At 72.2% G+C, this 25,009-nt stretch carries 26 protein-coding genes; 13 read left to right on the forward strand and 13 right to left on the reverse strand.

What is annotated here, in order from left to right; genetic code table 11:
- The first annotated feature begins 16 nt into the window (after positions 1 to 16).
- Positions 17 to 553 (forward strand): hypothetical protein, encoded by a 537-nt coding sequence (locus ABTZ99_RS13265; protein WP_498777149.1) that lies wholly within the window; start codon positions 17 to 19, stop codon positions 551 to 553.
- On the opposite strand, the gene ABTZ99_RS13270 is transcribed toward ABTZ99_RS13265, so the two are convergent.
- The gene (locus ABTZ99_RS13270; protein WP_498777151.1) at positions 480 to 1,247 is read right to left on the reverse strand and encodes a helix-turn-helix transcriptional regulator; all 768 of its coding nucleotides are present in this window, start codon (positions 1,245 to 1,247) and stop codon (positions 480 to 482) included. The two genes, ABTZ99_RS13265 and ABTZ99_RS13270, sit on opposite strands and share 74 nt — an antisense overlap.
- A gap of 54 nt (positions 1,248 to 1,301) precedes the next feature.
- Between ABTZ99_RS13270 and ABTZ99_RS13275 the strand changes: the two genes are divergently transcribed.
- Positions 1,302 to 2,057, forward strand: a complete 756-nt coding sequence (locus tag ABTZ99_RS13275; protein WP_498777153.1) for an ESX secretion-associated protein EspG — start codon at positions 1,302 to 1,304, stop codon at positions 2,055 to 2,057.
- 51 nt (positions 2,058 to 2,108) lie between these two features.
- Here the strand turns inward: ABTZ99_RS13275 and ABTZ99_RS13280 are convergent, their stop codons facing one another.
- From ABTZ99_RS13280 to ABTZ99_RS13295, 4 genes are read right to left on the reverse strand one after another with little or no spacing between them, the layout of a single operon-like run.
- The gene (locus ABTZ99_RS13280) at positions 2,109 to 2,363 is read right to left on the reverse strand and encodes a hypothetical protein (protein WP_499611146.1); all 255 of its coding nucleotides are present in this window, start codon (positions 2,361 to 2,363) and stop codon (positions 2,109 to 2,111) included.
- Positions 2,351 to 2,629, reverse strand: coding sequence for a YbaB/EbfC family DNA-binding protein (locus ABTZ99_RS13285; RefSeq protein ID WP_499611148.1), 279 nt, complete (start codon positions 2,627 to 2,629; stop codon positions 2,351 to 2,353). Before ABTZ99_RS13285 ends, ABTZ99_RS13280 begins: the two co-directional genes overlap by 13 nt.
- Positions 2,626 to 3,645 carry a CHAP domain-containing protein gene (locus ABTZ99_RS13290; RefSeq protein WP_498777159.1) on the reverse strand — a complete coding sequence of 340 codons (1,020 nt, stop codon included), beginning with the start codon at positions 3,643 to 3,645 and terminating at the stop codon, positions 2,626 to 2,628. The genes ABTZ99_RS13285 and ABTZ99_RS13290 overlap by 4 nt, the downstream gene beginning before the upstream one ends.
- Positions 3,645 to 4,403: a transglycosylase SLT domain-containing protein gene (locus ABTZ99_RS13295; protein WP_499611151.1), complete on the reverse strand. Its 759-nt coding sequence runs from the start codon at positions 4,401 to 4,403 to the stop codon at positions 3,645 to 3,647. The genes ABTZ99_RS13290 and ABTZ99_RS13295 overlap by 1 nt, the downstream gene beginning before the upstream one ends.
- A gap of 90 nt (positions 4,404 to 4,493) precedes the next feature.
- On the opposite strand from ABTZ99_RS13295, the gene ABTZ99_RS13300 reads away from it, so the two are divergent.
- The 6 genes from ABTZ99_RS13300 to ABTZ99_RS13325 all read left to right on the forward strand — a co-directional run bounded on the left by ABTZ99_RS13300 (position 4,494) and on the right by ABTZ99_RS13325 (position 9,581).
- Positions 4,494 to 5,840 carry a replication-associated recombination protein A gene (locus tag ABTZ99_RS13300; protein WP_498777163.1) on the forward strand — a complete coding sequence of 449 codons (1,347 nt, stop codon included), beginning with the start codon at positions 4,494 to 4,496 and terminating at the stop codon, positions 5,838 to 5,840.
- A gap of 136 nt (positions 5,841 to 5,976) precedes the next feature.
- A complete protein-coding gene (locus ABTZ99_RS13305) occupies positions 5,977 to 6,501 on the forward strand; it encodes a YbaB/EbfC family nucleoid-associated protein (protein WP_499611154.1) in 525 nt (174 codons plus the stop codon).
- Positions 6,498 to 6,800: a hypothetical protein gene (locus tag ABTZ99_RS13310; protein WP_498777167.1), complete on the forward strand. Its 303-nt coding sequence runs from the start codon at positions 6,498 to 6,500 to the stop codon at positions 6,798 to 6,800. Before ABTZ99_RS13305 ends, ABTZ99_RS13310 begins: the two co-directional genes overlap by 4 nt.
- Positions 6,797 to 7,918: a hypothetical protein gene (locus ABTZ99_RS13315; RefSeq protein ID WP_499611158.1), complete on the forward strand. Its 1,122-nt coding sequence runs from the start codon at positions 6,797 to 6,799 to the stop codon at positions 7,916 to 7,918. Before ABTZ99_RS13310 ends, ABTZ99_RS13315 begins: the two co-directional genes overlap by 4 nt.
- Positions 7,915 to 8,859 (forward strand): DUF6346 domain-containing protein, encoded by a 945-nt coding sequence (locus tag ABTZ99_RS13320; protein ID WP_499611160.1) that lies wholly within the window; start codon positions 7,915 to 7,917, stop codon positions 8,857 to 8,859. The genes ABTZ99_RS13315 and ABTZ99_RS13320 overlap by 4 nt, the downstream gene beginning before the upstream one ends.
- Complete coding sequence (locus ABTZ99_RS13325; protein ID WP_498777173.1) at positions 8,856 to 9,581, forward strand: SAM-dependent methyltransferase; 726 nt, start codon at positions 8,856 to 8,858, stop codon at positions 9,579 to 9,581. The genes ABTZ99_RS13320 and ABTZ99_RS13325 overlap by 4 nt, the downstream gene beginning before the upstream one ends.
- Here the strand turns inward: ABTZ99_RS13325 and ABTZ99_RS13330 are convergent.
- From ABTZ99_RS13330 to ABTZ99_RS13365, 8 genes are all read right to left on the reverse strand, one after another.
- Positions 9,578 to 9,853 carry a hypothetical protein gene (locus ABTZ99_RS13330; protein ID WP_499611164.1) on the reverse strand — a complete coding sequence of 92 codons (276 nt, stop codon included), beginning with the start codon at positions 9,851 to 9,853 and terminating at the stop codon, positions 9,578 to 9,580. The two genes, ABTZ99_RS13325 and ABTZ99_RS13330, sit on opposite strands and share 4 nt — an antisense overlap.
- Before the next feature lie 449 nt (positions 9,854 to 10,302).
- Positions 10,303 to 12,312, reverse strand: coding sequence for a hypothetical protein (locus tag ABTZ99_RS13335; protein ID WP_499611167.1), 2,010 nt, complete (start codon positions 12,310 to 12,312; stop codon positions 10,303 to 10,305).
- A gap of 110 nt (positions 12,313 to 12,422) precedes the next feature.
- Positions 12,423 to 12,827 (reverse strand): hypothetical protein, encoded by a 405-nt coding sequence (locus ABTZ99_RS13340; protein ID WP_499611170.1) that lies wholly within the window; start codon positions 12,825 to 12,827, stop codon positions 12,423 to 12,425.
- A 114-nt stretch (positions 12,828 to 12,941) separates the two neighbouring features.
- On the reverse strand, positions 12,942 to 14,702 hold the full coding sequence (locus ABTZ99_RS13345; protein ID WP_499611173.1) for an IucA/IucC family protein: 1,761 nt from the start codon (positions 14,700 to 14,702) through the stop codon (positions 12,942 to 12,944).
- Positions 14,695 to 15,978 (reverse strand): lysine N(6)-hydroxylase/L-ornithine N(5)-oxygenase family protein, encoded by a 1,284-nt coding sequence (locus ABTZ99_RS13350; RefSeq protein ID WP_499611175.1) that lies wholly within the window; start codon positions 15,976 to 15,978, stop codon positions 14,695 to 14,697. The genes ABTZ99_RS13345 and ABTZ99_RS13350 overlap by 8 nt, the downstream gene beginning before the upstream one ends.
- A complete protein-coding gene (locus tag ABTZ99_RS13355; protein ID WP_498777179.1) occupies positions 15,975 to 16,553 on the reverse strand; it encodes a GNAT family N-acetyltransferase in 579 nt (192 codons plus the stop codon). The genes ABTZ99_RS13350 and ABTZ99_RS13355 overlap by 4 nt, the downstream gene beginning before the upstream one ends.
- Entirely contained in the window at positions 16,550 to 18,253 is a 1,704-nt protein-coding gene (locus ABTZ99_RS13360) for an IucA/IucC family protein (protein WP_499611178.1), read from the reverse strand. Before ABTZ99_RS13360 ends, ABTZ99_RS13355 begins: the two co-directional genes overlap by 4 nt.
- Positions 18,250 to 19,632 (reverse strand): pyridoxal phosphate-dependent decarboxylase family protein, encoded by a 1,383-nt coding sequence (locus ABTZ99_RS13365; RefSeq protein ID WP_499611181.1) that lies wholly within the window; start codon positions 19,630 to 19,632, stop codon positions 18,250 to 18,252. Before ABTZ99_RS13365 ends, ABTZ99_RS13360 begins: the two co-directional genes overlap by 4 nt.
- A 269-nt stretch (positions 19,633 to 19,901) precedes the next feature.
- On the opposite strand from ABTZ99_RS13365, the gene ABTZ99_RS13370 reads away from it, so the two are divergent.
- Genes ABTZ99_RS13370 through mltG form a run of 5 tightly spaced genes read left to right on the forward strand, consistent with a single transcriptional unit; the run spans position 19,902 to position 25,008 of the window.
- Positions 19,902 to 20,297 carry a DUF948 domain-containing protein gene (locus ABTZ99_RS13370; protein ID WP_053721663.1) on the forward strand — a complete coding sequence of 132 codons (396 nt, stop codon included), beginning with the start codon at positions 19,902 to 19,904 and terminating at the stop codon, positions 20,295 to 20,297.
- A complete protein-coding gene (locus ABTZ99_RS13375) occupies positions 20,294 to 20,563 on the forward strand; it encodes a hypothetical protein (protein ID WP_498777186.1) in 270 nt (89 codons plus the stop codon). Before ABTZ99_RS13370 ends, ABTZ99_RS13375 begins: the two co-directional genes overlap by 4 nt.
- Positions 20,564 to 20,619: 56 nt before the next feature.
- Positions 20,620 to 23,292 carry an alanine--tRNA ligase gene (gene alaS, locus ABTZ99_RS13380; RefSeq protein ID WP_499611185.1) on the forward strand — a complete coding sequence of 891 codons (2,673 nt, stop codon included), beginning with the start codon at positions 20,620 to 20,622 and terminating at the stop codon, positions 23,290 to 23,292.
- Positions 23,279 to 23,791 carry a Holliday junction resolvase RuvX gene (gene ruvX / locus ABTZ99_RS13385; protein ID WP_498777190.1) on the forward strand — a complete coding sequence of 171 codons (513 nt, stop codon included), beginning with the start codon at positions 23,279 to 23,281 and terminating at the stop codon, positions 23,789 to 23,791. Before alaS ends, ruvX begins: the two co-directional genes overlap by 14 nt.
- Positions 23,788 to 25,008, forward strand: a complete 1,221-nt coding sequence (gene mltG, locus ABTZ99_RS13390) for an endolytic transglycosylase MltG (protein ID WP_498777192.1) — start codon at positions 23,788 to 23,790, stop codon at positions 25,006 to 25,008. Before ruvX ends, mltG begins: the two co-directional genes overlap by 4 nt.
- The last annotated feature ends 1 nt before the right edge of the window (position 25,009 follow it).

Raw genomic sequence — 25,009 nt, forward strand, 5'->3', positions numbered from 1 at the left:
GCCGGGGGTGACCCCGGTGGCACTCGGCACCCCCGAACGCACCGCGGCGGAGCTGTTAGCCGTGCTGCGCAGGCTCAAAGGCAGTCGTGACCCCGGGCTGGAGGTGTCCGCCACGCAGGCCGCGGAGCTGGCGCACCAGCACGGCGCCGGCCTGCTGGCCGTGGTCGAGCACCGCGACGCGGACCCCGCGCTGCTGATGGCGGGCGTGGTGCCGGTCGACCGGCCGACCGATGCAGGCGGGCTCGGCTTCCACCTCGACGGCCCGTCGATCCGCGAGGTCACCCGCGGCGAGACGGCGACCGGCTACCCGGTGGTGATCGTCGAGCGCATCCCGGTGGCCGGGCCGGGCGCGCAGCTGCAGGTCGTCGTGAGCGACCCGGACCACCCGCGGATCGCGGTGTTCACGCTGCACTCGCCGACCGGGCGCGGCTGGCTGGAGGTCGCGGGCATCGCGGGCCGGTTCGTCTCGGGCGTGGAGTTCAGCGGTTACGGAACTCGCTCGGCGTCCGGCCGACCACCTGGCGGAACGTCCGGGAGAAGTGCGCGGCGCTGACGAACCCGCAGTCCTTGGCGATCTCGCCGATGCCGCGCGCCGCCTTCGCCGGATCGGCGAGCAACGCCTTGGCCCGGTCGATCCGCAGGCCGCGGATGCGCTCGGAGACGCCCTGCCCGTCGTCGAAGAGCTGGTAGAGGCGGCGGCGAGAGATGAACAGCGCCTCGGCCACCCGGTCCGCGCTCAGGGCCGGGTCCGACAGGTGTTCGCGCATGTACTCCAACGCTTCGCGCCGCCGTGCGACCAGGGAGTCCACGCGCTCCAGCTCGGCCCGAAGCGCGCTGCGCAGCACGAGTTCGGCCAGGCCGAGCAGGTGGTGGGACAGGCCGTGCGGGTCGAGGGCGTGGGCGGCGGCGAGCACCTGGGCCACCGCGCCGGAGAACACCGCGTGCAGCGCGGCGTCGACCGGGACCGGCTGGAACATCAGCGGTTTGAGCTCGCCGAAGCCGACGGTGAGCCGCGCCTCGGCCACGGTCAGCATCACCACGTCCGGCAGGACGTGCAACGCGCAATCGGGAAACCGAAGTGCGGCCCCGTTGCCGGGCACGCCCGCCGAGACCGTGCAGCCGACCAGCAGCTGGATGTGCTCCGGGGTGGCCGCACCCCCGCTGAGCGCGGCTTTGGCCGCCGCCGCGCCGGAAGCCCGCACAGTCAGGAACCCGCCGGCGACGTCCACGTCGAGCAGCGTAGCCACCGGTGTTGCCCAACCGGCCGCGAAAGCCGCCGCCGACCGCTACCTTCTGGCCCCATGGCGCGACGTTCGGCGACCGCGGTCGTCCTGTCCCACCTGGAGTTCGACCTCCTGTGGGAGGACCTGGGCACGGGTGAGCCGCCCTACCCGCTCGAGGTGCCGTCGCACGGCGAGACGATGGACGACCGGGACGCCCTCGGCGCCGAGGTCCTCCGCACGTTGACCGAGGCGGGGCTGGCCGACGGCGCGGACGTCTCACCGGAGCTGGAGGACCTGTTCACCCTGCTCGCGCACGGCGAGGTCTCGGTGGACGCGCTGGTGTTCCGCCCGTACCCGTGGCGGGTGCTGGCCACGGCCCGCGGCAGGCGCGGCGTGCTGGCCGTGCTGAACGACCGCGAGGTGGCGCTGGAGCCGATCACCGACCTGGCGTCCGCGATCACGCGCGTCATCGGCGACGCGCCGGCGGGACCCGGCGAGCAGCTGCGGATGCCGAGGTCCGTGTTCGCCGCCGCGATGGACGCCTACGCCAAGGCGGGCCACACCGCGCTGGAACGCACCCTGGCCCAGGCGGACATCACCGGCCGCGCCACCCGGTCGATCACCACGCTGGTCGACTCGCCGCGCAAGTCGACCGGTCAACTGGCCGCCACCGGCCCGCGCGGCCGTTCCCGCGTCCTGAGCTGGACCGACACCGCCGCCGGCCGCTACGCCCTGACCACCGAGGAGTCCCACCAGACCGAGTGGGTCCACCTCTCGCCCGCCGACACGCCGTGGCTGACCCGCCACCTGACCGCCCTGCTGGCCGCCACCTGAGCGTTCGCCACCCGCGCGTGTCGAACGCTCAGGTGCCCCGGAGTTCGACGCTCAGGACGTCAGCAGGTCCGGCGGCACGACGTCGGCGACGATCGCCATGCCCTCGGCGACGGCCGCCGCGGCGGCTTCGTCGGCCAGTCGACGGATCAAGCCGGCCAACTCGGCGGGGCGCAGGGCCAACGCCTCCCGTGCGAACGACAGGTCCACCGGCTTCCCGTGCAGGTCGACCACCACCGTCACGCCCGACGCCGAAGCCTCCCGCCGCACGGCGTCCAACCGCTCACCGAGCCCCATCACACCCGCCACGTCTCGGGAGTCGTGTCCTCGACCGACTCCACCAGCCTCGCCCGCACGTCCAGGCCCAACACCGACACCTCGTCGCCGACCACGTGCCGGGCCCGCGCGTTCGCCCGCGCCGTCGCCGTGTCGACCAGCGCCAGGATCGCCCGCGCCAACCCCGACTGCCCCAGCCGCAACGACCGCGGGTCCAGCGCCAGGTCGAGCAACCCGCCGCCGGGACCGACCTCCACCGCGATGCCCGTGTCCGGGTCGTGCGCGTTGCCCGTGATCACGGGTGCACCCCTCCGTAGAACGTCGCCGAGCTCAGCCGGTGGGTGTTGCGCCGCACGCTGTCGCCCGAGTTGCCCTCGATCAGCGTCACCGTCCCGCCCGAGACCTTCTCCACGATCCCGATGTGCTTGCTGGTCGCCGGGCTGCTCGGGCCCGTCCCGAACAGCAGCACGTCACCCGGCTTCACCGCGCTCAACGACGTGTACGCCTTGCCGTGCCGCTGACCCCACCGGAACACGTCGCCGGTGAACGGCAGGATCGGGATGTCCACCCCGGCCTTGCGCCACATCGCCGTGGTGAACGACGCGCACCACGGCGCCGTCGGCCCGTACGGGTTGCGGTTGCTGCCGGGCGGGTTCTCCCGCGTGCCCAGCTCACGCCGTGCGGCCGAGATGATCGTCCGCGAACGGCCGCGGGCACGGGCGCCGGACGGCTTCGTCGAGCCGCGGGTGCGCTCGGCCCGACCGTCCGCGACGCCGTCGTGCTCGACCTCCTTCTCCAACGCGCGCAGCTTGCGAGCGGCGTCCTCCAACTCGCCCCGCACGTGCCGGACGGTCCCGGCGGTCTCCTTGGTGTACTTCGGTTCCAGGTCCGCCGCCTGCGCCACGGCCTTGAGCAGCGCGGCCTGCGTGCCGACGGCCTTGCCCGCGTCCAGCAGCCGGACCGCCTGGTCGAGGTACTCGTCCACGGCCCGCCGCGCCCGCGCGTGCCCGGTCGTCAACGCGCTCGTGACCCCGGCGACGATCTTCTCCGCGTCACGGGCGGCGTCGGCGGTGACCCGCAGCTGCCTGCCCAGCCGGTTCGAGCGCTTCTCGAAGCCCTCGGAGTTGTCGCCCTTCCAGTGCTCCAGCACCGTCTTCGAGGCCTTGCGCTGGTCCTCGTGCCGCTCGGTGAGGCCGGACGCGGTCTGGTGCAGCGCGTACTGGACCTTCACCGCGTCCTCGGCCTTGCCCGCCAACGAGTTCCGGTGGCCGATCATGCTCTCGGCGAAGTGCCGGGCCATCTCCCGGGTGTCCACTACCCTTCCCCTCCACCGCTGACGACCTTGCCGCGCAGCGAACCGGCGATGTCGTCCTCCTGGTCCTGGTACGCGCGGGCGGCACGACCGGCGGACGTGGCCAGCGCGTCGGTGTTGTGCGCGACCGCCTTGACCTGCTTGCGCAGCGCCGCGCCGAAGTTGTCCAGCGCGTCGGCGAACCCGGACTGCTTGCCGATGCGCCCGAAGCTGTCCTCGGCGATCTCCCGAACCTCGCGCACGTGCCGCCGGCCGAGCGCGGTGAGGTCGTCGGCCGAGTCCCGCGTCCGCCGCGCGTAGTCGCGCAGCACGCCCAGGTCGACCGAGAACCCGCCGCCACCGCGTGAGCCGCCTCGGGACCCGCCGCCACCACCGCCGCCGGACCCACCGCGCTTCATGGCCTCGACACCCCGCCGCGCCTCGTCCAGGTGACGCTTGTACGCGCCGCTGGTGTACGTGGTCCACGGCGTCCACGACCGACCGTCCCCGGAGATCTTGTTCGCCGCACGGGCGTTCTCCGCCGGGTCGAACAGCTCCCGGTTGGACTCCAGCCCGAACTCGCGCCGCCGCGCCGGCCCCAGGGCGCCCAGCATGTTGATCTGCCACAGCCCGTAGGAGTTGTCGGGCGGCGTGGAGTTGTGCGCCCGCGGGTCGCCGCCGGACTCGGCCAGCGCGACCGCCACCGCGATCGTCAGGTCCTGCCCGCGGAACCCCGCGTCGTGCGCGTGCCGGGCGATCCGCTCCGGACTCAGCGTGCTCATGCGGTCACCCTGCACGGCCCGCGACCTGCGGCGGAACCTCCGTTGCACGCTCGGACAGCGGCTGTGCACGGGGAAGCTACAGTCGAACACGTGAACGAGGGGCTGTTCGACGACGGGCTGTTCGGCGTGGACCCGGAGGAGAAGGCCGCGCGCATCGCGGCCAACGCGCCGCTGGCCGTGCGGATGCGCCCGCGCACCCTGGACGAGGTGGTCGGGCAGGACCACCTGCTCGGGCCGGGCGCGCCGCTGCGCAGGCTGGTGGAGGGCTCGTCGCCCGCCTCGATCATGCTCTACGGCCCGCCGGGCACGGGCAAGACCACGCTGGCCACGCTCGTCTCCCAGGCCACCGGCCGGCGGTTCGCCGCGCTGTCGGCGCTGTCGGCGGGCGTGAAGGAGGTGCGCGCGGTCATCGAGGAGGCACGCCGCCGCCTGGTCCGCGCGGGCGAGTCGACCGTGCTGTTCATCGACGAGGTGCACCGGTTCTCCAAGACCCAGCAGGACGCGCTGCTCGGCGCGGTCGAGGACCGGATCGTGCTGCTGGTCGCGGCGACCACGGAGAACCCGTTCTTCTCCGTCGTGTCGCCCCTGCTGTCCCGCTCGCTGGTGCTGCAGCTGCGGCCGTTGACCGACGACGCGGTGCGCGTGCTGGTCCGGCGCGCGGTCGAGGACGAACGCGGCCTCGGCGGCACGGTCACCGTCGAGCAGGACGCCGAGGACCACCTGGTCCGGCTGGCCGGCGGTGACGCCCGGCGCGCGCTCACGGCGCTCGAAGCCGCCGCCGACTCGGTCGGTCCGGGCGGCGTGCTCGACCTGGCGACGTTGGAGGCGACGGTCGACAAGGCGGCCGTGCGCTACGACCGGCAGGGCGACCAGCACTACGACGTGACCAGCGCGTTCATCAAGTCGATCCGCGGTTCGGACGTCGACGCGGCGCTGCACTACCTGGCCCGGATGATCGAGGCGGGCGAGGACCCGAGGTTCATCGCGCGGCGGCTGGTCATCCACGCCAGCGAGGACGTGGGCATGGCCGACCCGACCGCGTTGCAGACGTGCGTGGCGGCGGCGCAGGCCGTGCAGCTGATCGGGCTGCCCGAGTGCGCGCTGAACCTCGCCCAGGCCACCATCCACCTGGCGACCGCGCCCAAGTCGAACGCCGTCACGACCGCGATCGGCGAGGCCATGTCCGACGTGCGCAAGGGCGCGATCGGGTCGGTGCCCGCGCACCTGCGCGACGGCCACTACGCGGGCGCGGCGAAGCTCGGCAACGCCCAGGGCTACCGGTACCCGCACGACGTGCCGGAGGGCGTGCTGACCCAGCAGTACGCGCCGGACGACCTGGTCGGGCGCGACTACTACCAGCCGACCGGCCGGGGAGCGGAGCGCGTGCTCGCCGAACGCCTGCCGAAGCTGCGCAAGGTCGTCCGCGGCCAGGAGTAGGGCTGCCAGGGGTGTCCGGTTCGCCCGGATACCCCGCTGTGATCAATCCGGCAACCACGCCGAACGCCCGACACGCACCGTCGCCACCTCACTACCTTCGGCCATGACCCTGGGGGAAGGGACGAGCGGGGGCGACATGACCGATCCAGAGCACTTACTCAGGCAGTACGAGGGCAAGCTCGCCGAGGCGCAGCGCAAGGGCGAGGCCATCCGGGAGACCATGGCCGGCCTGCGCGTGACCGAGCGGAGCGACGACGGTCAGATCACGGTGACCGTCAACGACGCGGGCAACCTGGTCGACCTGCACCTCGGCGAGGCGTTGCGGCGCAAGGACGGCCCAGCCGTCGCGCGGGAGGTGCTGCGCGTCGTGCAGGCCGCGCAGAGCCGCGTGGCGACGACCGTGCAGGAGGCGATGACCCCGCTGCTCGGGGGCGACTCGCAGGCGATGGGCTTCATGGTGGACCGGCTGCGCAGCGCCCAGCCACCACCTCCACCCCCGGCCGGCGGCTACGGCGCGGAACTGCGGTTCGGCCCGGTCGAGGACGACGCTCCACCGCCACCTCCGCCACCGCCACCCGCGCCTTTGCCGCCGCGCCAACCGCGCCCGCGGCACCAGCGGCCGGACGACGACGACTTCAGCCAGGGCGGGTTCCTGCGATGACCTACGACATCGACCTCGCCGAGATGGCGTCCCACGCCGCCAAGCTGCGCGACGTGGCCGAACGGGTCGGGATCGCCGCGGACGCGGGCAAGACCACCTCGCACCCGGAGGCGTTCGGCCTGCTCGGCACCCCTCTCGCGGCCATCTGCGCGACGGCTCAGGACAGCGCCATGACGACCCTGCGCCAAGCCGTCGACGCCGCTGCGGACCACGTGACCCGGTTCGACGGCTGGCGCGAGCACGTGCGCGCCAACGACCAGACCCAGTCCGAGATCTTCGACAGGACGTACCGCGGATGAACGCGCCGAACCCACTCGTCCGCAAGGGCGACGAGACCGCGGCCACCGAAGGCGCGGGACTGTTCCACGACGCCGCCGAGGCGTACGCGAAGATCAAGGACGACCAGTGGGCCGAGGGCCTGGCCAACGCCGCCGGAGCGCTGGGCGGCGTGGCCCAGTTCCTCGTGGACCCGATGGCCGGCCTGCTCAGCGCCGGGTTCGGCTGGCTGATCGAGCACGTGGACTTCCTGCGCGAGCCGCTGGACTGGCTGGTCGGCGACCAGCAGACGCTCGACGGCATGGCGCTGACCTGGGCGTCCGTCGCCGACCACCTCGCCGAGACCGCGACGCAGCTCGGTGACGCGGTGAAGAACGACTCCGCCGGGTGGCAGGGCGAGGACTCCGACCGCTACCGCGAGTTCGGAGCCGATCGGGCGGCGGTCTACGCGGCGGTCGGCGAGTCGGCCCGGGGCATGTCGCTGCTGGTCACGACGTGCAAGGTCGTGCTCAAGGTGGTGCGCGACATCGTGCGCGACCTGATCAGCGAGGCGATCGGCAAGCTGATCAGCATCTGCCTGCGGTGGGTGCCCGCCGTGGCGGCCTTCGGGGCCGGTGTCGCGGGAGCGATCGCCGAGTGCGTGCCGGTGGCGGTCAAGTGGGCCACCAAGGCGATCGAGATGTGTCAGAAGCTCACGCGGGTGCTCAACAAGGCCGGCGGCCTGTTCAACTGGTTGGCGCGCCTCCTGGAGAAGGCGCAGCAAGCGCTGGCGCGTCGTGGCGACGCCTTCGTCGACACCCTCAAGGCGAGCCAGGCGGCGGACCTGAAGCGCATCGACGACTTCGTCAACCGGGGAACGACCGGCATTCCGGTCGGGACGATCGCGCGCGACGCGTTCGACGGGGCGAAGCGGGCCGTCGTGGACGGGCTGACCGGGCTGCCCCGGGACTTCCCGCGCAAGCTCGGCTTCGAGGTCGTCAAGGAAGCGACCAAGATCGCGGACAACGGCCTGGAGTGGTTCACCTGGAAGGACTTGGCGAAGGAGGAGAAGGAGGGCGACGCGGAGAAGGCGGTGGACGCCAGGCGGGATGAAGCGCAGCGCCGTGCGGCCGCGAAGCGGGAAGAGGAGCGTGGCCGGTGAAGGAGGCCCTCAAGGAGGCACTGCCGGTCTTCTTCACGTTGATCGTCATGCCGGTGCTGGGCTTCCTGCTCTGCGCGACGTTCGCCTACCAGTTCGCCGGCCAGTACGGTCCCGACCACCGGGTGGGTGGCAACTACGTGGTGGCCACGGAGTGCAAGCGGCACGGGCCGGTCAGCACCCACGGGTTCGGGTTCTGGTACCGGTGCTTGGCGGAGTTCCACTACTACGACCACTCCGACCCCGGCTCGACCTCGCCCGACACCGTCAAGCCGGTGAACTTCCTGACCCTTGCCGACCTCGGCCGCCCGGTGCCGATCAAGCTGACGAATCCCAGGAGGGGGCCGGGCGAGTGGGTGCGGGGCGCCGACCAGCCGATGCGGAACTGGGGCTGGCTCGTCGTGCCGTTCGGCCTGCTGTGGCTGGTGCTGACCGGTTTCCTGTCGTGGAAAGCGCTGCGCAACGTCAAGCCGACACCCGACGACGACAGCGGTGAGGTCCTCGTCTGGGGCAAGCGCAAGCAGTGGGTGGGCTGGAGGTTCCGGGCCACGGTGCTGCTCATCGCGATCGTGGTGGCCGTCAGGAGCACCGAATGGGCATTCCAGGGCCACAGCTCCCAGACCACCATGGCGTTGGTGTCGTATGGCCTGATCCTGCTGATCGTCGGCAACGCGTCGCGCCGGGGGATCTTCGCGCCTTCGGTCACCGTCACGCCGCACGGGCTGAAGTTCGGCAAGGACAGGACCCTCGCGTGGCACGAGATCCGGCACGTGGGGTTGTCGAAGCGTGGCGTGCTGGAGATTCACCCGCAGGTGGGAGAGGCGGTGCGGATCGGCCGGTTCGGTGACGAGCAGGTCGAGAGCATCGACGCCGCGCTGCGCGGGGTCGGGCGCGGCAAAATCAGTTACGCCCGCGAAGGCGGAGGGGCGATCATGGCCGGATGAACGCCCCGCTCAACGGCCACGCCCTGCTCGACTTCAACACCCCGCTGTCGGACGCGAAGGCGTACGACCTGATCACCACCTTGCAGCCGCTGTCCGGAGCGACGGTGGTGGACTACGGCTGCGGCTGGGCGGAACTGCTGCTCAGGGCGGTGGAGCAGGAGCCGACCGCCCGCGGGTTCGGCGTGGACAGCGACGACTACGCCATCACCCGCGGCCGGGCGAACGTCGACGCCCGCGGGCTGGCCCCCCGCGTCCGGCTGGAGCTGGCGGACGTCACCACGTGGGAGGCGGAGCCCGCGGACGTGGCGATCTCGATCGGCGCGTCGCACGCGTGGGGCGGCACCAAGCAGACCCTGGAGGCCATGCGCGACCGCCTCCGCCCCGGCGGCCGGTTGCTGCTGGGCGACGGCTTCTGGGAGAGCGCGCCCGGCCCGAAGGCGCTGGAGATCTTCGGCGAGGACGAGTTCGGCACCCTGGCCGAGCTGGTCGACCTGGCGATGGCCTGCGGTTACCGGCTGCTGTCGGTCACCACGGCCAGCCTGGACGAGTGGGACAGCTTCGAGTCCCGCTGGTGCGCCGCGCGGGAGCGCTGGCTGCTGGAGAACCCGGACGACCCGCAGGCGGCCGAGGTCCGCGCGATCGTCGACGACCACCGCGACGGCTGGCTCAAGGGCTACCGGGGCCAGTTCGGCCTGGCCTACCTGACCCTGGCCCGCCTCTAGTACCCCGGCCGCCTCGCCCGGCCGGGGATACCGGACGAGGCGGCCGAACCTTCACCAGCCGTCCGCTCGACGGGGCCCGGACCGTTCTGCGCCCCCAAGCCGGCCAACCTCAAGAACACGGGCACGTGGTGGAGGGCGACCCGCCGTTCTTCGAGGTTCAACCCGCGAAGCAGGGCCAGCGCCTCGGTCAGCAGTTGGTCGTGCGTGTCGATGCCGTTGTCCGGTGAGTCCCAGGCGCTGCCGCTCCCTTCGACACCCGGGTTGTCGGTCATCGGAGGGAGCGTGCCATCCGCTTCCGCAGCGCGTCGTGCCTCCAGGTAGTGCTGGAGGAGCGACTGGTGTGTCGCTTTCATGCCCAAGCGCACGTCGAGCAGCCGGTACCGGAAACCTCGGCCGGGATCGGGTTGTTGGGTGGGCATCAACCGTTGTCGGATCAAGTCGGCGATGTGCCCGATGTCCGTGGGAACGCACCGACGCGTGATCGACGCCGATATCCGCCACACACCGACCCGCACCGTGACCGCTGGGGGAACCTCCGGTCGCAGGGAGGGCGGGACACCAGGCACGTGCTCCGTCACGTTGTCGAGAGGCGGTTGTGACCAGGCGACTTTGAGCCGCGCTTTCAGGTGCACACCCGACACCGCTGTCGGAAGGGCGCAGGTCCAACTCACGATCCGCTCGCCTTGCGACCGTCGTCTCCGGTCGCGCAGGTCCCCCCATTTCATGCGTCGGCGTGCGTCGGCGTATCCCCGTCCTGGGACGGTGAGGAAACCCGGCCCTTGGCGTAGGTCCACGCCCGGTCGAGGATCTCCTCGAACAGCGGGTGCGCCTCATCCGGGATGCCCATGCTGATCCTGCTCAGCGCGTTGACCGGACCACCTTCGCCGAGGACCTTGTGCGCCGCCTCGTGCAACAACGACAAGGCCGCCTGCCGGTCGATCCGGTCCTCGGTCACCGCCGTCAACCAAGACCGGAACGCTCGTGCGCCCTCTTCGCGGTTGGTGTCGAGCAGGGCGCGCTGCCAGCTGACCACGAGCAGGCTGCGGAGGTCGGCGCGTTCCCCCGCCGCATCCCGGCATAGCTCGTCGATCAGGTGCTGCGTCTCCGCCGTCACGGTGACCAGTTCCACGAACGCGGTGACACCGGCTCCTGCGGTGCGGTCGCCGCCGGGCTTCCGAACCCACGTGCTGATGGCGTCGAGCAAGTCCGCGCGGAGGTGGGGATAGTCGGTCACGATCTTCCGCAGGGCCTGCCCTGCCATTGCCACGCTGTTCGGGTTCGGCGAGGAGAAGAGGTGCTTGAGGCGGACCAGCGCGCGCTCGGTGAACTCGGTCACGAACGGTCCCGAGCACACCTCTGCCACCACAGGGTGCAGGGGTGAGTCGTCCTTCTTCGCCCAGGCCAGCAGTCGAGCCCTCGCACCCGGGCCGATCAAGCGGTCTCCGGCTGCCTCGCGGATGAACCCGGTGAGCAGCGGATGCCTGCCTGGTGACGTGGCCCAGGACTCCACGACCGTCAGCACCTTGCCCTTGTCGACCGGCCCGCCCGCGCCATCGCCGACCCGCGCCATGGCCAGCAGGTGGCCGGCGATCCGGTCGCGGCACGCGCGTGAGACGGCGGGCAGTTCGGACACCTCGCCCAACCACTCCAGGAAAACCTCCTGGAGGTCCGGGTACTCGACCCAGACGCGCATCAGCACGGCGTGATCGAAATTCGGTCGGGTGGCGGAGATGCTGACACTGTGTTCTTCGGTCGTCGCCCCGATGCCGTCCAACTGCGATGACAGATCCGGGGCGACGAGCAGGTCCGCGGGCGTCATCACGACGCCGAGTCGCCTCAGCAGCATGTGGGCGATGTGGATCACCACCGCCTTGGGCTCGCCATCGCCTACCGCGACGGCCCACAGCATCGCCCTTCCCCAGTGCGTGGTCTGCTTGGAGAACACGTTGCCGAGTTCTCCAGGCCAACTGCGCAGTTGTTCGACGGCTTCGGTGCGTTCAGTCCGCCCCTTGTCGTCCCGACCGTCGTGCTGGACCAGGAGCTTGGCGAACGCGGCGGCGTACCGGGGTTCGCTCCGCGGTTGGATGTGCCGTAGCCGCCGCTCTTCCTCCAGCAGTTCGAGGAGATCCGGGCGGTTGTGGGAATGGGTCAGGTGCTTGTGGGCCACCTCGATCGCGTCCGGAGCGGTGAGGTCGACGCTCACGTCGTGCCAGGCGGCCATCCGCCGGCACGAGGCCCACTGGCGTGGTGTCACGGTGACGACCACGTGCGAGTTCCGGGCGTGCAGCGACTCGACGCGCTGGAGCAGCGAAGCGCCGAACGCGATGGACAGCTCCTCCTCGTCTTCCTGCGAGAGGTCCAGCAGGTAACCTTGGTCGTCCTGGATCGGAATCCGGTCTGCCGCCGGGTGCTCCCAGTCCACCTGGACCACCGTCGGGGTGCACGTTCTGCCCGCCTTGGCGCGTTCCAGTTCCAAGCGGTGGAGCAGGTGCAGCGCCGCGGTGCGCTTTCCGGTGCCCGCCACCCCCACCAGGACCACGACACCGCGTTCGTCCAGCAGGCGGAATGCGCCGCCGAACTGTTCACCGGGTGGGGTGAACGCCAGGTCCGGGACCTCGGTGAGTTCCAGCCTGGAGATCACGACGGTCTCCAGCTGTGATCGGCCGTAGTTGTGGTTCTTGACCACGTCACGTCCTGCGACGTACTGGTCGCGGCCGAGGTTGACCGTCATCTGAGCGATTGTGGTCGGATCAGGCGTGCTCGGGATTGGCGCGAGCGGGCCGTCGGTGTGCGCTCGTGTTTCGGGTGTGGTGCTCACGAATCTTCCGTAGAGTTCTCGATCTATTTCCTGCCGACGTGCAGGTCGCCGCCGGATTGGTAAATCCTGCTGTTGTCGAAGGCGAATCCGACCTGGCTCACCTGATGGCCTTTGGGTCGGGCTTCTCCGTTCAGGCCGAGGAGCGCCACGAGTTCGGCCGCGGCCTTCGGGTCTGAGGCGAAGCGCCTGGTCAGCACCGGTGCCCATCGACGCGCGGCAGTTCGGGCCAATGCTTGTTTGTCCTCAGGCTCGGCCTCTTCGACCATGAGTGCGGGCTGCTCGAACACCGGCAGCAGTTCCGGCGACGCTGCGGACAGCCACATCGACATCGGATCGCGCAACGAGCGCCACCCGCCGGTCCGAACGGCTTCGGCGAGGGCGGTTGCCACTTGTTCACCGGTTGCGGCGGGATTCGCGGTGATGTCCACGCGCACAGTAGAGCACAGGTCGCCGGACAACTCACGCTTGGTCACCACTGCGGCGCAATTCGGCGGTGAATACGATTATTGCGGACACTGGTCGGCGAAATTGTGCTCAGCGGTTCACCAGCCGTCCGCCGGCGGGATCGGCACGGCGGCGTGCAGCGGGTTCGGCAGGGTGCCCGTCCGCGGGACCGGGGGACGCGCGGTCAGGTCCTGGTAGCCCAGGGTGATCCGGTAGCCGTTGAGGGGGTAGCGGAGGAACTCCGGGGTGGTCAGGGAGCCGTCGTCCATCCGGCCGGCCAGGGTGGGGAAGCGGTCGCGGTAGGCGTCGACCTCGCCGCGGACCAGGCCCCAGAAGCGGTCCTCGGGCAGGGGGAACAGGGCGGACAGCGGGCGGAAGACGCCGACCAGCAGGGCGTCCACGATGTACTGGCGCAGGACCGGCCACGGCTTGCGCGGCAGCACGGGGTCGTGCGCGTCCGGTTCCAGGCCACGCGCCGGCACCCGGTCGACGGACACGTTCACGTCGTCCACCAGGTCGAGCAGCGCGACCCGCACCGGCACGTGGTCGCCGTCCGTGATCACCACGACGTTCTCGCCGTGCGGGTTGAACGTGACGCCGTAGGTGTAGAGCACGTGCAGCAGCGGCCGGAGCAGGGCGCGGAGCAGCGCGGCGAACCACACCGCCGGGTCGGTGCCGCCGACGTACTCCAGCACCAGCGGCCGACCGGCGCGGTCCACGTGCAGCAGTGCCGCCAACGACCACGACCGCTCACCGGGCCGCAACGCCACCGGCGCCCGCCAGATGCACCCCATCGTCTCCAGCCACTGGTACGGCACGGCGCCCGCGTTCGACAGCCGCGGGTGCCGCACGGTCACCGAAGCGACCTCGCCCAACAGCTCCGTGCCCCACTCGCCGATGAGCTTGTCGGCCGCCCACAGCCCCGACAGCCACTGCGTGACGACCGGCGCGGCGAGCGTGCAGTGCGGCGGGATGCCCCGGTACACCGACGTGTTCAGCACCCGCAGCGGCAGCTTGACCTGGTACCGCGCCGGCGAGTCCACGTTGGACATGGTGCGGATCGCCTGGGTCGGCAGGTACCAGTCCGGCGACTCGCCGAGCTCCACGATCCGGCCGGTGGCCAGCTCCGGCGCCCACAGCGTCCGCACGACGTGGTCGAGCTGCCACGGGTGCACGGGCAACCACACGTAGGCCGCCGGGTCGACCCCCGCCTCCTGCAACGACTCGGTGAACCGCTCCACCGTCATCGGGTCGAGCTCCCGCGCCCGCACCGCCTCCTCCGACAGCGACGACGTGCCGCGGAACTCCGCCAGCCCCCGGTGCACGGCCAGCCACGGCAGCCGCACGGGCGTGCGCGCCTCCGGGCTGTGCCGCGCCAGGTCCTCCGCCGAGAACCCGACCCGCCCCTTGTTCGCGATCAGCCACGGGTGCCCGGTCAGGTGCCCGTCCAGCTCCGCCTGCGGCAGCGGCACCAGCTCCGCCACGGGCCACGCGGTCGACGCCAGCGCCACGTCGGCGGCCAGGGTCGCGGTCACCTCGGCGAGGAAACCGGCGGTCGTCGCCGGGTCGACCCCCAGGTGCCGGAACGCGTCCACCACGAACAGCTGCACGTCGTCGCACGGCTCGACCACGTCGTCGCCGAGGATCCCGGACGCCGCGCGGCGCACCGACCCCGGCCGCACCACCCACCCGCCGAACGCCGACCGCGTCGCCGAGAACGCGTAGACCGCGTCGTCGAACCGCAGCTCGTAGCCGTCCGGGTCGCCGGCCGCGGTCGGCGCCAGCAGCCCTTCGAAGCACAGCTCGCCGATCGCCTTCGCCAGCAGCGCCGCCGAGCACTCGTGCCACAGATCAGTCAACGTCGTCTCCCGGTTGCCCCGCGTCGCTCGGGGCGCTGAAGCTGGTGTAGGCGGTGCGCTTCGGCAGCGGGTAGACCTCGCGGCCGGTCACCGCGTTGACGATGGTCGCGTTGCGCACCGCCCCGATGCCGAGGTCGGGCGCGGCCACGCCGTGGCTGTGCAGGTCGGCGTTCGCCACGAACACCCGGCCGGTGACGGGCGGGTCCAGCGCGATCGAGTGGTCCAGCGCCACGACGTACCGGCCGTGCGCGTCCCGCCGCACGAACGGCTCCAAGGGCTCCAGGAACGGCGTCGGGGCCTGCGCGTACCCGGTGGCGGCCACGACGAGGTCGGTGCGGTGCCGGAACGTGCGCCCGGTGTCCCGGTGCGCGCACTCCAGCACCACCTCGGAACCGGCCACCGAGGACGACACCACCGTCACGCCCGGCCGCAGCTCGACCGGCGCGAGCCCGTGCTCCCACTCCCGCCGGTACAGCAGGTCGTGCAGCTCCTCCAACGTCTCCGCCGAGATCGCCCGGTAGTGCCGCCAGTGCTCGGCGCGCAACGCGTCCCGCCGGTCCTGCGGCAACGAGTGGAAGTGCCGCACGTAGGACGGCGTGGTCATCTCCAGCACCAGCTTGGTGTAGTCCAGCGGCGCGAACACCGGCGTGCGGGTCAGCCACGTCACCGCCGGACCGCCGTCCAGGTTGCGCCGCAACAGGTCGAGCACGATCTCCGCGCCCGACTGCCCGGACCCCACCACGGTCACCCGCTCGGCGGACGGCGGCCGGTGCAGGTAGTCCGAGCTGTGCACCAGCCGATCGCCGAGCCCGGCCAACGCGGGCGGCACCGACGGCGTGGTGCCCACCCCGAGCACCAGGTGCCGCGCGTCCACCGAGAACCCCGGCCCCGACACCGCGAACCGGCCGTCCTCCCACCGCACGGACGTCACGGCGTGCGAGAACCGCACCGGCAGCCGGGACGCCGCCCACCTCAGGTAGTCCTCGTACTCGCGCCGGGTCGGGTGGAACCTCTCCCGCACGTAGAACGGGTACAGCCGGTCCGCGTCACGCAGGTAGGCCAGGAACGACAGGGGGTGCGTCGGGTCGACCAACGTCACCAGGTCGGCCAGGAAGCTCACCTGCAGCACCGCGTCGCCGAACATCACCCCGCTGTGCCAGCGCAGCTCCGGCCGCGCCTCCAGCACCACCACGTCCAGGTCGTCCACAGTGGACGCCAGGGCGGCCAGCCCCAGGTTGAACGGGCCGCACCCGATCGCCACCACGTCGGCCTTCATCGCGTGCGCACCATCAGCAGCGCCACCTTGTCCGGCAGCAGCACCTCGCCCACCGGCGCGAACCCGCCCGCGGTGAACGACGCGATCGCCCGCCGGTTGCGCACGTCCGGCTCCAGCAGCACCCTGGTGCAGCGCGGGTCGGCGTCGAACAGGGCCGCGGTCACCTCCGGCAGCAGCTTGCGCACCAGCCCCTGGTCGGTCATCGCCAGCTCGCCCACGGCGAGGTGCAGCCCGAGGTCGTGCGGCCGGGCCTGGTACACCTGCGCGACCACGTCCCGCGCCGCCCGGTACACCTCCAGGTAGATCACCGGGTCCTCGCCCCGGCTCACCAGCACCGGCAACGAGTGCCGCCCGGACAGCTGCCGCCGCAGCTCCTCCTCCCACCGCTCGCGCGGCCACGCCTGGTGCCAGAACGCCACCACGTGCGGCGCCTGCATCCAGCGGTGCACCAGGTCGAGGTCGCGGGTGTCCGGGTCGACCGCGCGGGCCCGCCAGCCACCCGCGAGCACCGGCAGCGGGGGACCGGGCACGGCCGACAGGTCGTCGGTCTGCCGGTAGGCGTCGAGGTGGGTCACCGGGCGCACCTGCCCTCCCGCAACGGGTTGGGCGCGTCGAAGTACACCGACTGCGCGTCCAGCGGCGCGAGCACCTCGTCGATGCCCTCCAGCCTGGTCAGCAGGTTCGCCTTGCACGGCAGCGCGTCCGCCTCCAGCCACCGCCGGGCCAGCCGGTCGCCGTCCGGGCCCGCCTCGGCCAGCGCGGGCAGCGCCGCCTCCAGCCGTGCCGCCATCACGCCGAGCAGGTCGCGTTCGTCGGCCAGCCCCTCCACCCCGATGCAGCCGATCACCGCCAACGCCTGGTTGCGCAGCAGGTAGTAGGTGAGCCGGTCGTCCACGACCGCGTCGTCCACCACGGCCAGCGTCGACTCCTCGACGCCCAGCCGCTCCAGCACCCGCGGCAGGTGCGAGGACGCCAGGTAGTAGCCCTGGTTGTCGCGGTACCGCCCGCCGACCACCCGGCCCGCCGGGTCCAGCCGCACCAGCGTGTTCTGCTGGTGCGCCTCCAGCCCGATGCCGGTCTCCGCGTACAGCCGCAGCATCGGCACCAGCACGCGGTCGGTGTAGTCGGCGACCCACTCGGCCGCGTTCAGCCGCAGCACGAGCTCGCCCAGCAGGGAACGCCCGATGCCCGGCCGCGGCGCGACCATGCCGGCCAGGCACCGCGAGTCGCCGAGGTCGTGCGGCACGTCGCGCACGGCCACGTCCAGCCCGGTGACCTCGCCGCCCTCGTCCACCGCGAGCCACGACGGGTCGCGCACCACGCTGAACTCCGGGTGCGCCTTCTCCGTGCCGGCCGCGTAGCCGGACTCCAGCAGCAGGTGCACCTCCGAGCCGCGGCGCAGCTCGGTGGAGGTGGACTCGCGCCGCGAGTTCGTGATCCGCAGGCCGAGCGACAGCTTCAGCATCACCGGCGCGCCGGTCCGGTACACCGTGCGCAGGCTGGAGGTCGGCGACCACGCGGGCCCGAACTCGCCCAGCGGCTCCAGCAGCCCGCGCGAGACCAACGACGCGATCCGCGGCCTGCCCAGCAGGTCGTGCGCCTGCCACGGGTGCGCGGGCACCAGCACCCGGCCGGGCCCGGGGTTGCGCCCGGCCAGCGTCGACATCAGCGTCACCGCGTCCGGGCCCGCCACGGAGCCGTGCGACACGACCTCCCGCGCCGCCGAGAACCAGAACAGCGGGAACGACCCGCGCAGCTCCGGCGCGTACCGGGCGTTGTCGGCGTCGGACAGGCCGTCGCGGCTCTTGGGCGCGGGGTGGTGCAGGTGCCCGAGCATCAACCGCTGCTCGCTGTCCAGGAACCGGTCCGCCGGCCCGACCGGCTCGCGACGCCGGTGCGCGACGAACTCCGCGACCCGGCGCACCGACTCGGCCGTGCGCTCCACCAGGTCGGCGGTGTGGCGGCCGGCCGCGCCGGTGGCTCCGTCGGCGGTGGTCCGACTTCCGGCTCCGCCGGCGGCGAGCTCGGCGCCCACCAGCGCCACGGCCACCACCGGGTCGGCCGGCCTGCCCGCCAACGTCACCGGCCCGAACCGGTGCCGCCCGGTCGGCGACGCGTACCGCACGTCCGCCTCCAACGGCAGCCCGAGCACGTCGATCCGCACCCGGTCGGTCACCGGCACGTTCCGCTCCCGCACCCAACAGCGCAATAACGCCTCCAAGTGCGCGTGCTCCGCGGTCGACCTGGGGTCGCCCTCCAGCGGATCGGGTGTCATGCCGCTCCTTCCAGGAGTCGTTCGGCGGCGGAACCGGCTTCGCGGACCAGGGTCAGCAGGGCGACCAGGTCCGCCTCCCGGGCGTTCGGGTTGAGCAGGGTCAACTTCAGGCACGTCACCTTGTCCACCTCGGTGCGGCCGATCAGCGCCGCGCCGGCCCGCAGCAACGCCCGCCGCAGCCGCGCGTTCACCTCGTCGGCCAGCGCCTCGTCGGCCGGCCGGTACCGGAACACCACCGTGGTCAACGTCGCGCCGCCGACCAGCTCGAACGACGGGTCGGCGGCGATCAGCGCGGCGGCGTGCCCGGCCAGCTCGTGGCACCGGTCCACCAGCGCGCCCAGCCCCGCGCGGCCCAGCGCGAGCAGCGTCGCGGCCACCTTCACCGCGTCCGGCCGGCGCGTGGTCTGCAACGACCGGCCCAGCGCGCCGTCGTAGCCCTCGACCCGGTCGTCCTCCGGGTTCAGGTAGGCCACCGAGCGCTCCAACGGCCCGAACAACGACGCCGAGCGCACCAGCAGCACGCTCGCCGCGGCGGGCTGCCAGCCGATCTTGTGCAGGTCCGCGGTCACCGAGTCGGCGAGCGCCAGCCCGTCCACCAGCCCGGCCAGCTTCGCCGAGAACAGCGCGCCGAAGCCGTAGGCGGCGTCCACGTGCAGCCACGCGCCGTGCTCGCGGGCGATCGCCGCCAGCTCCGGCAACGGGTCCACCGAGCCGAAGTCCGTGGTGCCCGCGGTCGCCACGACGGCCACCGGCGTGCCGCCCGCGCGCAGCGCCGCCGCCAGCGCGTCCGGCCGCATCCGCCGGCGCGAGTCCACCGGCACCGTGCGCACCGCGTCCTCGCCGAGGCCCAGCGCCGCGCACGCCCGCGCCACCGAGAAGTGCGCGAGCTCCGAGCAGAACACCACCGGGTCGGGCAGCCCGGCCACCCCGTCGGCCCGCACGTCCAGGCCGAGCCGGGCCGCCGCCGCGTCCCGGGCCAGCAGCAGCGCGGTCAGGTTCGACAGCGTGCCGCCGGGGGTGAACACGCCGTCCGCGTCGGCGTCGAACCCGGCCAGCCGGGCGAGTGCCGCCACGACCCAGCGCTCCACGGCGAGGGCGGCGGGGCCGGAGTCGTAGGTGTCCAGGGAGGCGTTGCCCGCGCCGGCCAGCGCGTCCGCCGTGACGGCGACGGCCAGCGGCGGCGGTTGGAGGTGGGCGGCGGCGAACGGGCTGGTCAGGTCGATGCCGCCCTCGGTGAGCACGGTCGTGACGCGGGCCAGCGCGGCGTCCGCGCCGATGCCGTGCTCGGGCACCTCGCCGAGCACCCGGCGGGCCCTGGCCAGCACGTCGGCGGGCCGGCCCGGCGGGATCGGTCGTCCGGAGGGACTGACGGCGAACACGGCACCTCCGACGATCGACTAAGGTTAGGCTTACCTCATCTACTCGGGTGGTGTGTGTCAAGCCCCGCGGTGACCATCCGTGGTGTGACGATCACTCGCGCCACCACGCTAGCCGCCGCGACCACGATCGAATCGACGCCAAATGGGGGGTCTTGGCGACCGCGTCCCACCACGTGGCACAGCCGTGCCCTGATCTCGTTCAGAGGCCCCGACGCGGTCGCGGTAACCTTGGCCACCACCTTGAGCCGTGCAATCCACCAGGAGGATCCGTGTCGCCAGGGCAGATCGCCGCGCTGGTCGCCGCCGGCGCGTTCGTGCTGCTTGTGCTCCTGCTGGCGATCCCGTTGATCAAGCTCGGCCGGACGCTGGACGAGGCCACGATCGCCATCCGCAAGGCGCACCAGAACAGCGACCCGATCTTCACCGGCGCGAACACGACGATCACGCACGTGAACACGCAGTTGGAGCGGGTGGACGGGATCACCGCCAACGCCCGCGCGGTCACCGGCAACGTCTCCGCGCTCACCTCGCTGTTCACCGCCACGCTGGGCGGGCCGCTGGTCAAGGCCGCCGCGCTGTCCTACGGCGTGAGCAAGGCCATCCGCGCCCGCCGCGCGGCCAAGGAGGCTCCCAGCAAGCACACTCGACGCAGGGGCAGGCGATGAGGCGGCTGTTCTGGTTCGGGCTCGGCATCGCCGCCGGCGTCTTCGCCGCCCGCAAGGCGGGTCAGGCCGCGCACGCCGCCACGCCCGCGGGCATCGGCGAGAACGTCGGCCAGGGCCTGCGCGAGCTGGCGGGCGCCCTCGGCTCGTTCGGCGCCGAGGTGCGCGCCGGAATGTCCGAGCGCGAACAGGAGTTGCAAGACAGCGTGGAACGTCAGACGGGCTTCACGCCGGGTCGGCGAGCGCGTGGGGCGAACGACGCCAAGTAGGTCGTTCGTTCGCCTCGCCGCGCCCTGACTTTCCACACTTCCGAAGGACTTCACCCGTGCAGACCCACGAGATCATCAAGCGCTTCCGCGAGCACTTCGAGAACGCCGGCCACAAGTACGTGCCCAGCGCCTCGCTCCTGCTCGACGACCCGAACCTGCTGTTCGTCAACGCCGGCATGGTGCCGTTCAAGCCGTACTTCCTCGGCGAGGCCCCGCCGCCCGCCCCGCGGATGACGAGCATCCAGAAGTGCGTGCGCACGCCGGACATCGACGAGGTCGGCAAGACCACCCGGCACAACACGTTCTTCCAGATGGCCGGCAACTTCTCCTTCGGCGACTACTTCAAGGAAGACGCCATCCGGCTGGCCTGGGACCTGGTCACCAAGCCCCGGTCCGACGGCGGCTACGGCCTGGACCCCGAGCGCATCTGGGTGACGGTCTACCTGGACGACGACGAGGCCGCCGACCTGTGGCAGAAGGTCGCCGGGCTGCCGCCCGAGCGCATCCAGCGCCGCGACATCGAGGACAACTACTGGTCGATGGGCGTGCCCGGCCCGTGCGGCCCGTGCTCGGAGATCTACTACGACCGCGGCCCCGCCTTCGGCGAGGAGGGCGGCCCGGTCGTCGACGAGGACCGGTACCTGGAGATCTGGAACCTGGTCTTCATGCAGAACGTCCGCGGCGAGGGCGGCGCCAAGAAGGACTACCCGATCCTGGGCGAGCTGCCGGACAAGAACATCGACACCGGCATGGGCGTCGAGCGCGTCGCCATGCTGCTCCAGGACGTCGAGAACGTCTACGAGACCGACCTCGTCCGCACCGTCATCACCAAGGCCGAGCAGCTCTCCGGTCGCAAGTACGGCGCCGACGAGACCGACGACGTGCGGTTCCGCGTCATCGCCGACCACGCCCGCAGCGGCGTGCTGCTGGTCGGCGACGGCGTCACGCCCGGCAACGAGGCCCGCGGCTACGTGCTGCGCCGCCTGCTGCGCCGCATCGTCCGCTCCGCCCGCCTGCTGGGCGTCACCGAGCCGGTGCTGACCCAGTTCGCCGCCGTCGTGCGCGACGCCATGGGCCCGTCCTACCCCGAGCTGGTGTCGGGCTTCGCCCGGATCGAGCAGGTGCTCAAGGCCGAGGAGGACACGTTCCTGCGCACGCTGGACGCCGGGTCGCGGATCTTCGAGAACGCCGCCGCCGAGGTCAAGTCCGACGGCCGCGCCACGCTGCCCGGTGACAAGGCCTTCCAGCTGCACGACACCTACGGCTTCCCGCTCGACCTCACCCTGGAGATGGCCGCCGAGGCCGGCCTGACCGTGGACGAGGACGGGTTCCGCAAGCTGATGGCCGAGCAGCGCGCCCGCGCCAAGGCCGACGCCGCCGGCAAGAAGACCGGCCACGGCGACCAGACCGTGTACCGGGAGCTGCTCGAGCTCGGCGCCACCGAGTTCACCGGCTACACCGAGCTGGCCAGCGAGGCCACCCTGCGCGGCATCGTCAGCGGCGGCAAGCGCGTCCGCTCCGCCAAGGAAGGCGACATCGTCGAGGTCGTGCTCGACCGCACGCCGCTCTACGCCGAGTCCGGCGGCCAGGAGAGCGACGCCGGCACGATCGTCACGGCCAACGCCGAGCTGGAGGTCGTGGACGTCCAGAAGGTCGCCCGCAAGCTGTGGGTGCACCAGGTGCGCGTGGTCAGCGGCGAGGTCGCCGAGGGCGAGCACGTCGAGGCCAGGGTGGACCCGGAGTGGCGCGTGGGCGCCCGCCAGGGCCACTCGGGCACGCACGTCGTGCACGCCGCCCTGCGGCAGGTGCTCGGCCCGTCGGCCCTGCAGAGCGGCTCGTACAACAAGCCGGGCTACCTGCGGCTGGACTTCGCCTGGACCGGCGGCCTGTCCGAGGAGGCCCGCAGCGAGATCGAAGAGGTCTCCAACCTGGCCGTCCGCAAGGACCTCCCGGTGAAGGTCGTCTACACCGACATGGGTGGCGCCCAGGAGATGGGCGCCGTGGCCCTGTTCGGCGAGACCTACGACGAGACCGTGCGCGTGGTCGAGATCGGCGGGCCGTGGTCGCGCGAGCTGTGCGGTGGCACGCACGTGGAGCACTCGTCCCAGATCGGGCCCATCACGGTGATCGGCGAGTCGTCCGTCGGCTCCGGCGTGCGCCGCCTGGAGGCCTACGTCGGCATCGAGGCCTTCAAGTACCTGGCCCAGGAGCGGGCTCTGGTGCAGAACGTCGCCGCCATGCTGAAGGTGCCCGACGCCGAGGTGCCCGCCCGGGTCGAGGCCCTGGTGGAGCGGCTGCGGGTGGCCGAGAAGGAGCTGGAGAAGGTCAAGGCCGCCCAGCTCGTGGCCAACGCCGGGTCCCTGGCCGAGCAGGCCCTGGACGTGCGCGGGGTGTCCCTGGTGGCTCTTCAGCTGCCGGAGGGCACGTCGGGCGCCGACGTGCGGACCATCGCCGGCGAGGTGCGCAACCGGCTCGGCGACAAGCCGGGCGTGGTCGGCCTGTTCGCCCCGGACGGCGACAAGGTCAGCTTCGTGGTCGCCACCACGTCCGCCGCCCGTGACCTGGGGCTGGCCGCCGGCAAGCTGGTGCCGGCCTTCGCTCCGGCCGTGGGCGGACGAGGCGGCGGCAAGCCGGACCTCGCCCAGGGCGGCGGCACGAACCCGGGCGGTGTCGGCGACGCCATCACCGCCCTGCGCACCGAGGTGGACCGCGCCGTTGAGCAGCGCTGACCGCCCCGGCGTCGACGATCCCGGCCCCGGTCGGAGGCTGGGCGTCGACGTCGGCGCGGTGCGCGTCGGGGTGGCGTTGAGCGACCCGAGCGCCTTCCTCGCGACGCCGCTGGTCACCCTGTCGCGTGACGTGAAGGCCGGCCAGGACCTGCGTGACCTGGCCGGCCTGGTCACCGAGCACGAGGTGGTGGAGGTCGTGGTCGGCCTGCCGCGCACGCTGGCCGGCAGGCACGGGCCGGCGGCGGAGGCCGCGGCGGCGTACGCTGCGGCGTTGGCCGAGCGCGTCGCACCGGTTCCGGTGCGGCTCACCGATGAGCGGCTGACCACCGTCACGGCGAGCCGGGTGCTCGCCGAACGCGGGGTGCGAGGCAAGAAGCAACGCGCCGTCGTCGACCAGGCTGCCGCGGTCGAGATCCTGCAGTCCTGGCTGGACGCACGGGCGCGACAAGTGGCTCGATCCGATGCGGAGCGGGCCCCCGGAGCTAAGGACGGCTCGTGAACGACGACCTCGGGTTGTTCACCGATCCAGAGACCCGCCACGACGAGCGGGCCGCACGCGGCAGGAGCGACGCCGCGGCCCGCCGCGCCAAGCGCAGGCGCAAGCGGACGATCCTGTGGGTCGTCGTGGCGCTGGTGCTGACCGGCGGGGGTGTCGGCGCGTACTACGGGTACCGCACGTTGAGCGGGATCGGCTCGTACGACGACTTCGCGGGCGCGGGCGAGGCGGACGTGGTGGTCGAGGTCAAGGACGGCGACCTCGTCACCACCATCGCCACCACGCTCAAGGAGCAGGGCGTGGTGGCCAGCGCGCGCGCGTTCACCGAGGCGGGCGCGGACGACTCGCGGGTCACCGCGATCCAGCCCGGGTTCTACCTGATGAAGACCAAGATGTCCGGCGAGGCCGCGGTGGCGCGGATGGTGGACGAGGCGTCCAAGATCGTGCCGCTGGAGGTCAGGGGCGGCAACGTGATGCACGACCTCACCGCGCAGGACGGCAGCGTCACCAAGGGCATCCTCTCCAGGCTGTCCGACGCCTCCTGCGTGGAGCTGGACGGCGTCAAGCAGTGCGTGCCGGTCGACCAGCTGCGCGACGCGGCGGAGAACGCCGACCCGGCCGCCCTCGGCATCCCCGAGTGGGCGCTGCCCGACGTCACCGCCGCGCCGAAGGAGAACCGGCTCGAAGGCCTCGTCGCGCCGGGCCTGTACCACGTCAAGCCGGGCGCGAGCGCGGCCGAGCTGCTCAAGGGCGTGATCGGCACGTCCCTGGGCCGGCTTCAGGGCTACGGCATCCCCAGCGGCTCGGGCAAGACGGGTTTCCGCCCGTACGAGGTGCTGGTCATCGCCTCCCTGATCGAGAAGGAAGGCGTGACCAAGGACTTCGGCAAGATCTCGCGGGTCGTCTACAGCCGGCTCGCGCTGCCGCAGAAGCTGGAGCTGGACTCCACGGTCAACTACAAGCTGGACCGGCCGCACATCACCACCAGCGACGAGGACCGCGAGAAGGCCGGTCCGTACAACACCTACAAGGTGCACGGGTTGCCGCCGACGCCGATCGGCTCGCCGGGCCGTGAGGCGATCACCGCCGCGATCACCCCCGAAGACGGGCCGTGGATGTACTTCGTGAAGTGCCAGAAGGACGGCACTTCGTGCTTCAACGTCACGTTCGACGAGCACGACGCCGCGTCGAAGAAGGCCCAGAGGGAAGGCGTCTTCTGAC

The organism is Actinosynnema sp. NPDC002837, assembly GCF_040295345.1.
GTDB lineage: Bacteria > Actinomycetota > Actinomycetes > Mycobacteriales > Pseudonocardiaceae > Actinosynnema.

Coding starts and splice junctions, on each gene's coding strand:
- ABTZ99_RS13275 (WP_498777153.1), top strand. CDS start 1,302: ATGGCGCGACGTTCGGCGACCGCGGTCGTCCTGTCCCACCTGGAGTTC.
- ABTZ99_RS13295 (WP_499611151.1), bottom strand. CDS start 4,403: ATGAGCACGCTGAGTCCGGAGCGGATCGCCCGGCACGCGCACGACGCG.
- ABTZ99_RS13305 (WP_499611154.1), top strand. CDS start 5,977: ATGACCGATCCAGAGCACTTACTCAGGCAGTACGAGGGCAAGCTCGCC.
- ABTZ99_RS13310 (WP_498777167.1), top strand. CDS start 6,498: ATGACCTACGACATCGACCTCGCCGAGATGGCGTCCCACGCCGCCAAG.
- ABTZ99_RS13315 (WP_499611158.1), top strand. CDS start 6,797: ATGAACGCGCCGAACCCACTCGTCCGCAAGGGCGACGAGACCGCGGCC.
- ABTZ99_RS13325 (WP_498777173.1), top strand. CDS start 8,856: ATGAACGCCCCGCTCAACGGCCACGCCCTGCTCGACTTCAACACCCCG.
- ABTZ99_RS13330 (WP_499611164.1), bottom strand. CDS start 9,853: ATGACCGACAACCCGGGTGTCGAAGGGAGCGGCAGCGCCTGGGACTCA.
- ABTZ99_RS13335 (WP_499611167.1), bottom strand. CDS start 12,312: ATGACGGTCAACCTCGGCCGCGACCAGTACGTCGCAGGACGTGACGTG.
- ABTZ99_RS13350 (WP_499611175.1), bottom strand. CDS start 15,978: ATGAAGGCCGACGTGGTGGCGATCGGGTGCGGCCCGTTCAACCTGGGG.
- ABTZ99_RS13360 (WP_499611178.1), bottom strand. CDS start 18,253: ATGACACCCGATCCGCTGGAGGGCGACCCCAGGTCGACCGCGGAGCAC.
- ABTZ99_RS13375 (WP_498777186.1), top strand. CDS start 20,294: ATGAGGCGGCTGTTCTGGTTCGGGCTCGGCATCGCCGCCGGCGTCTTC.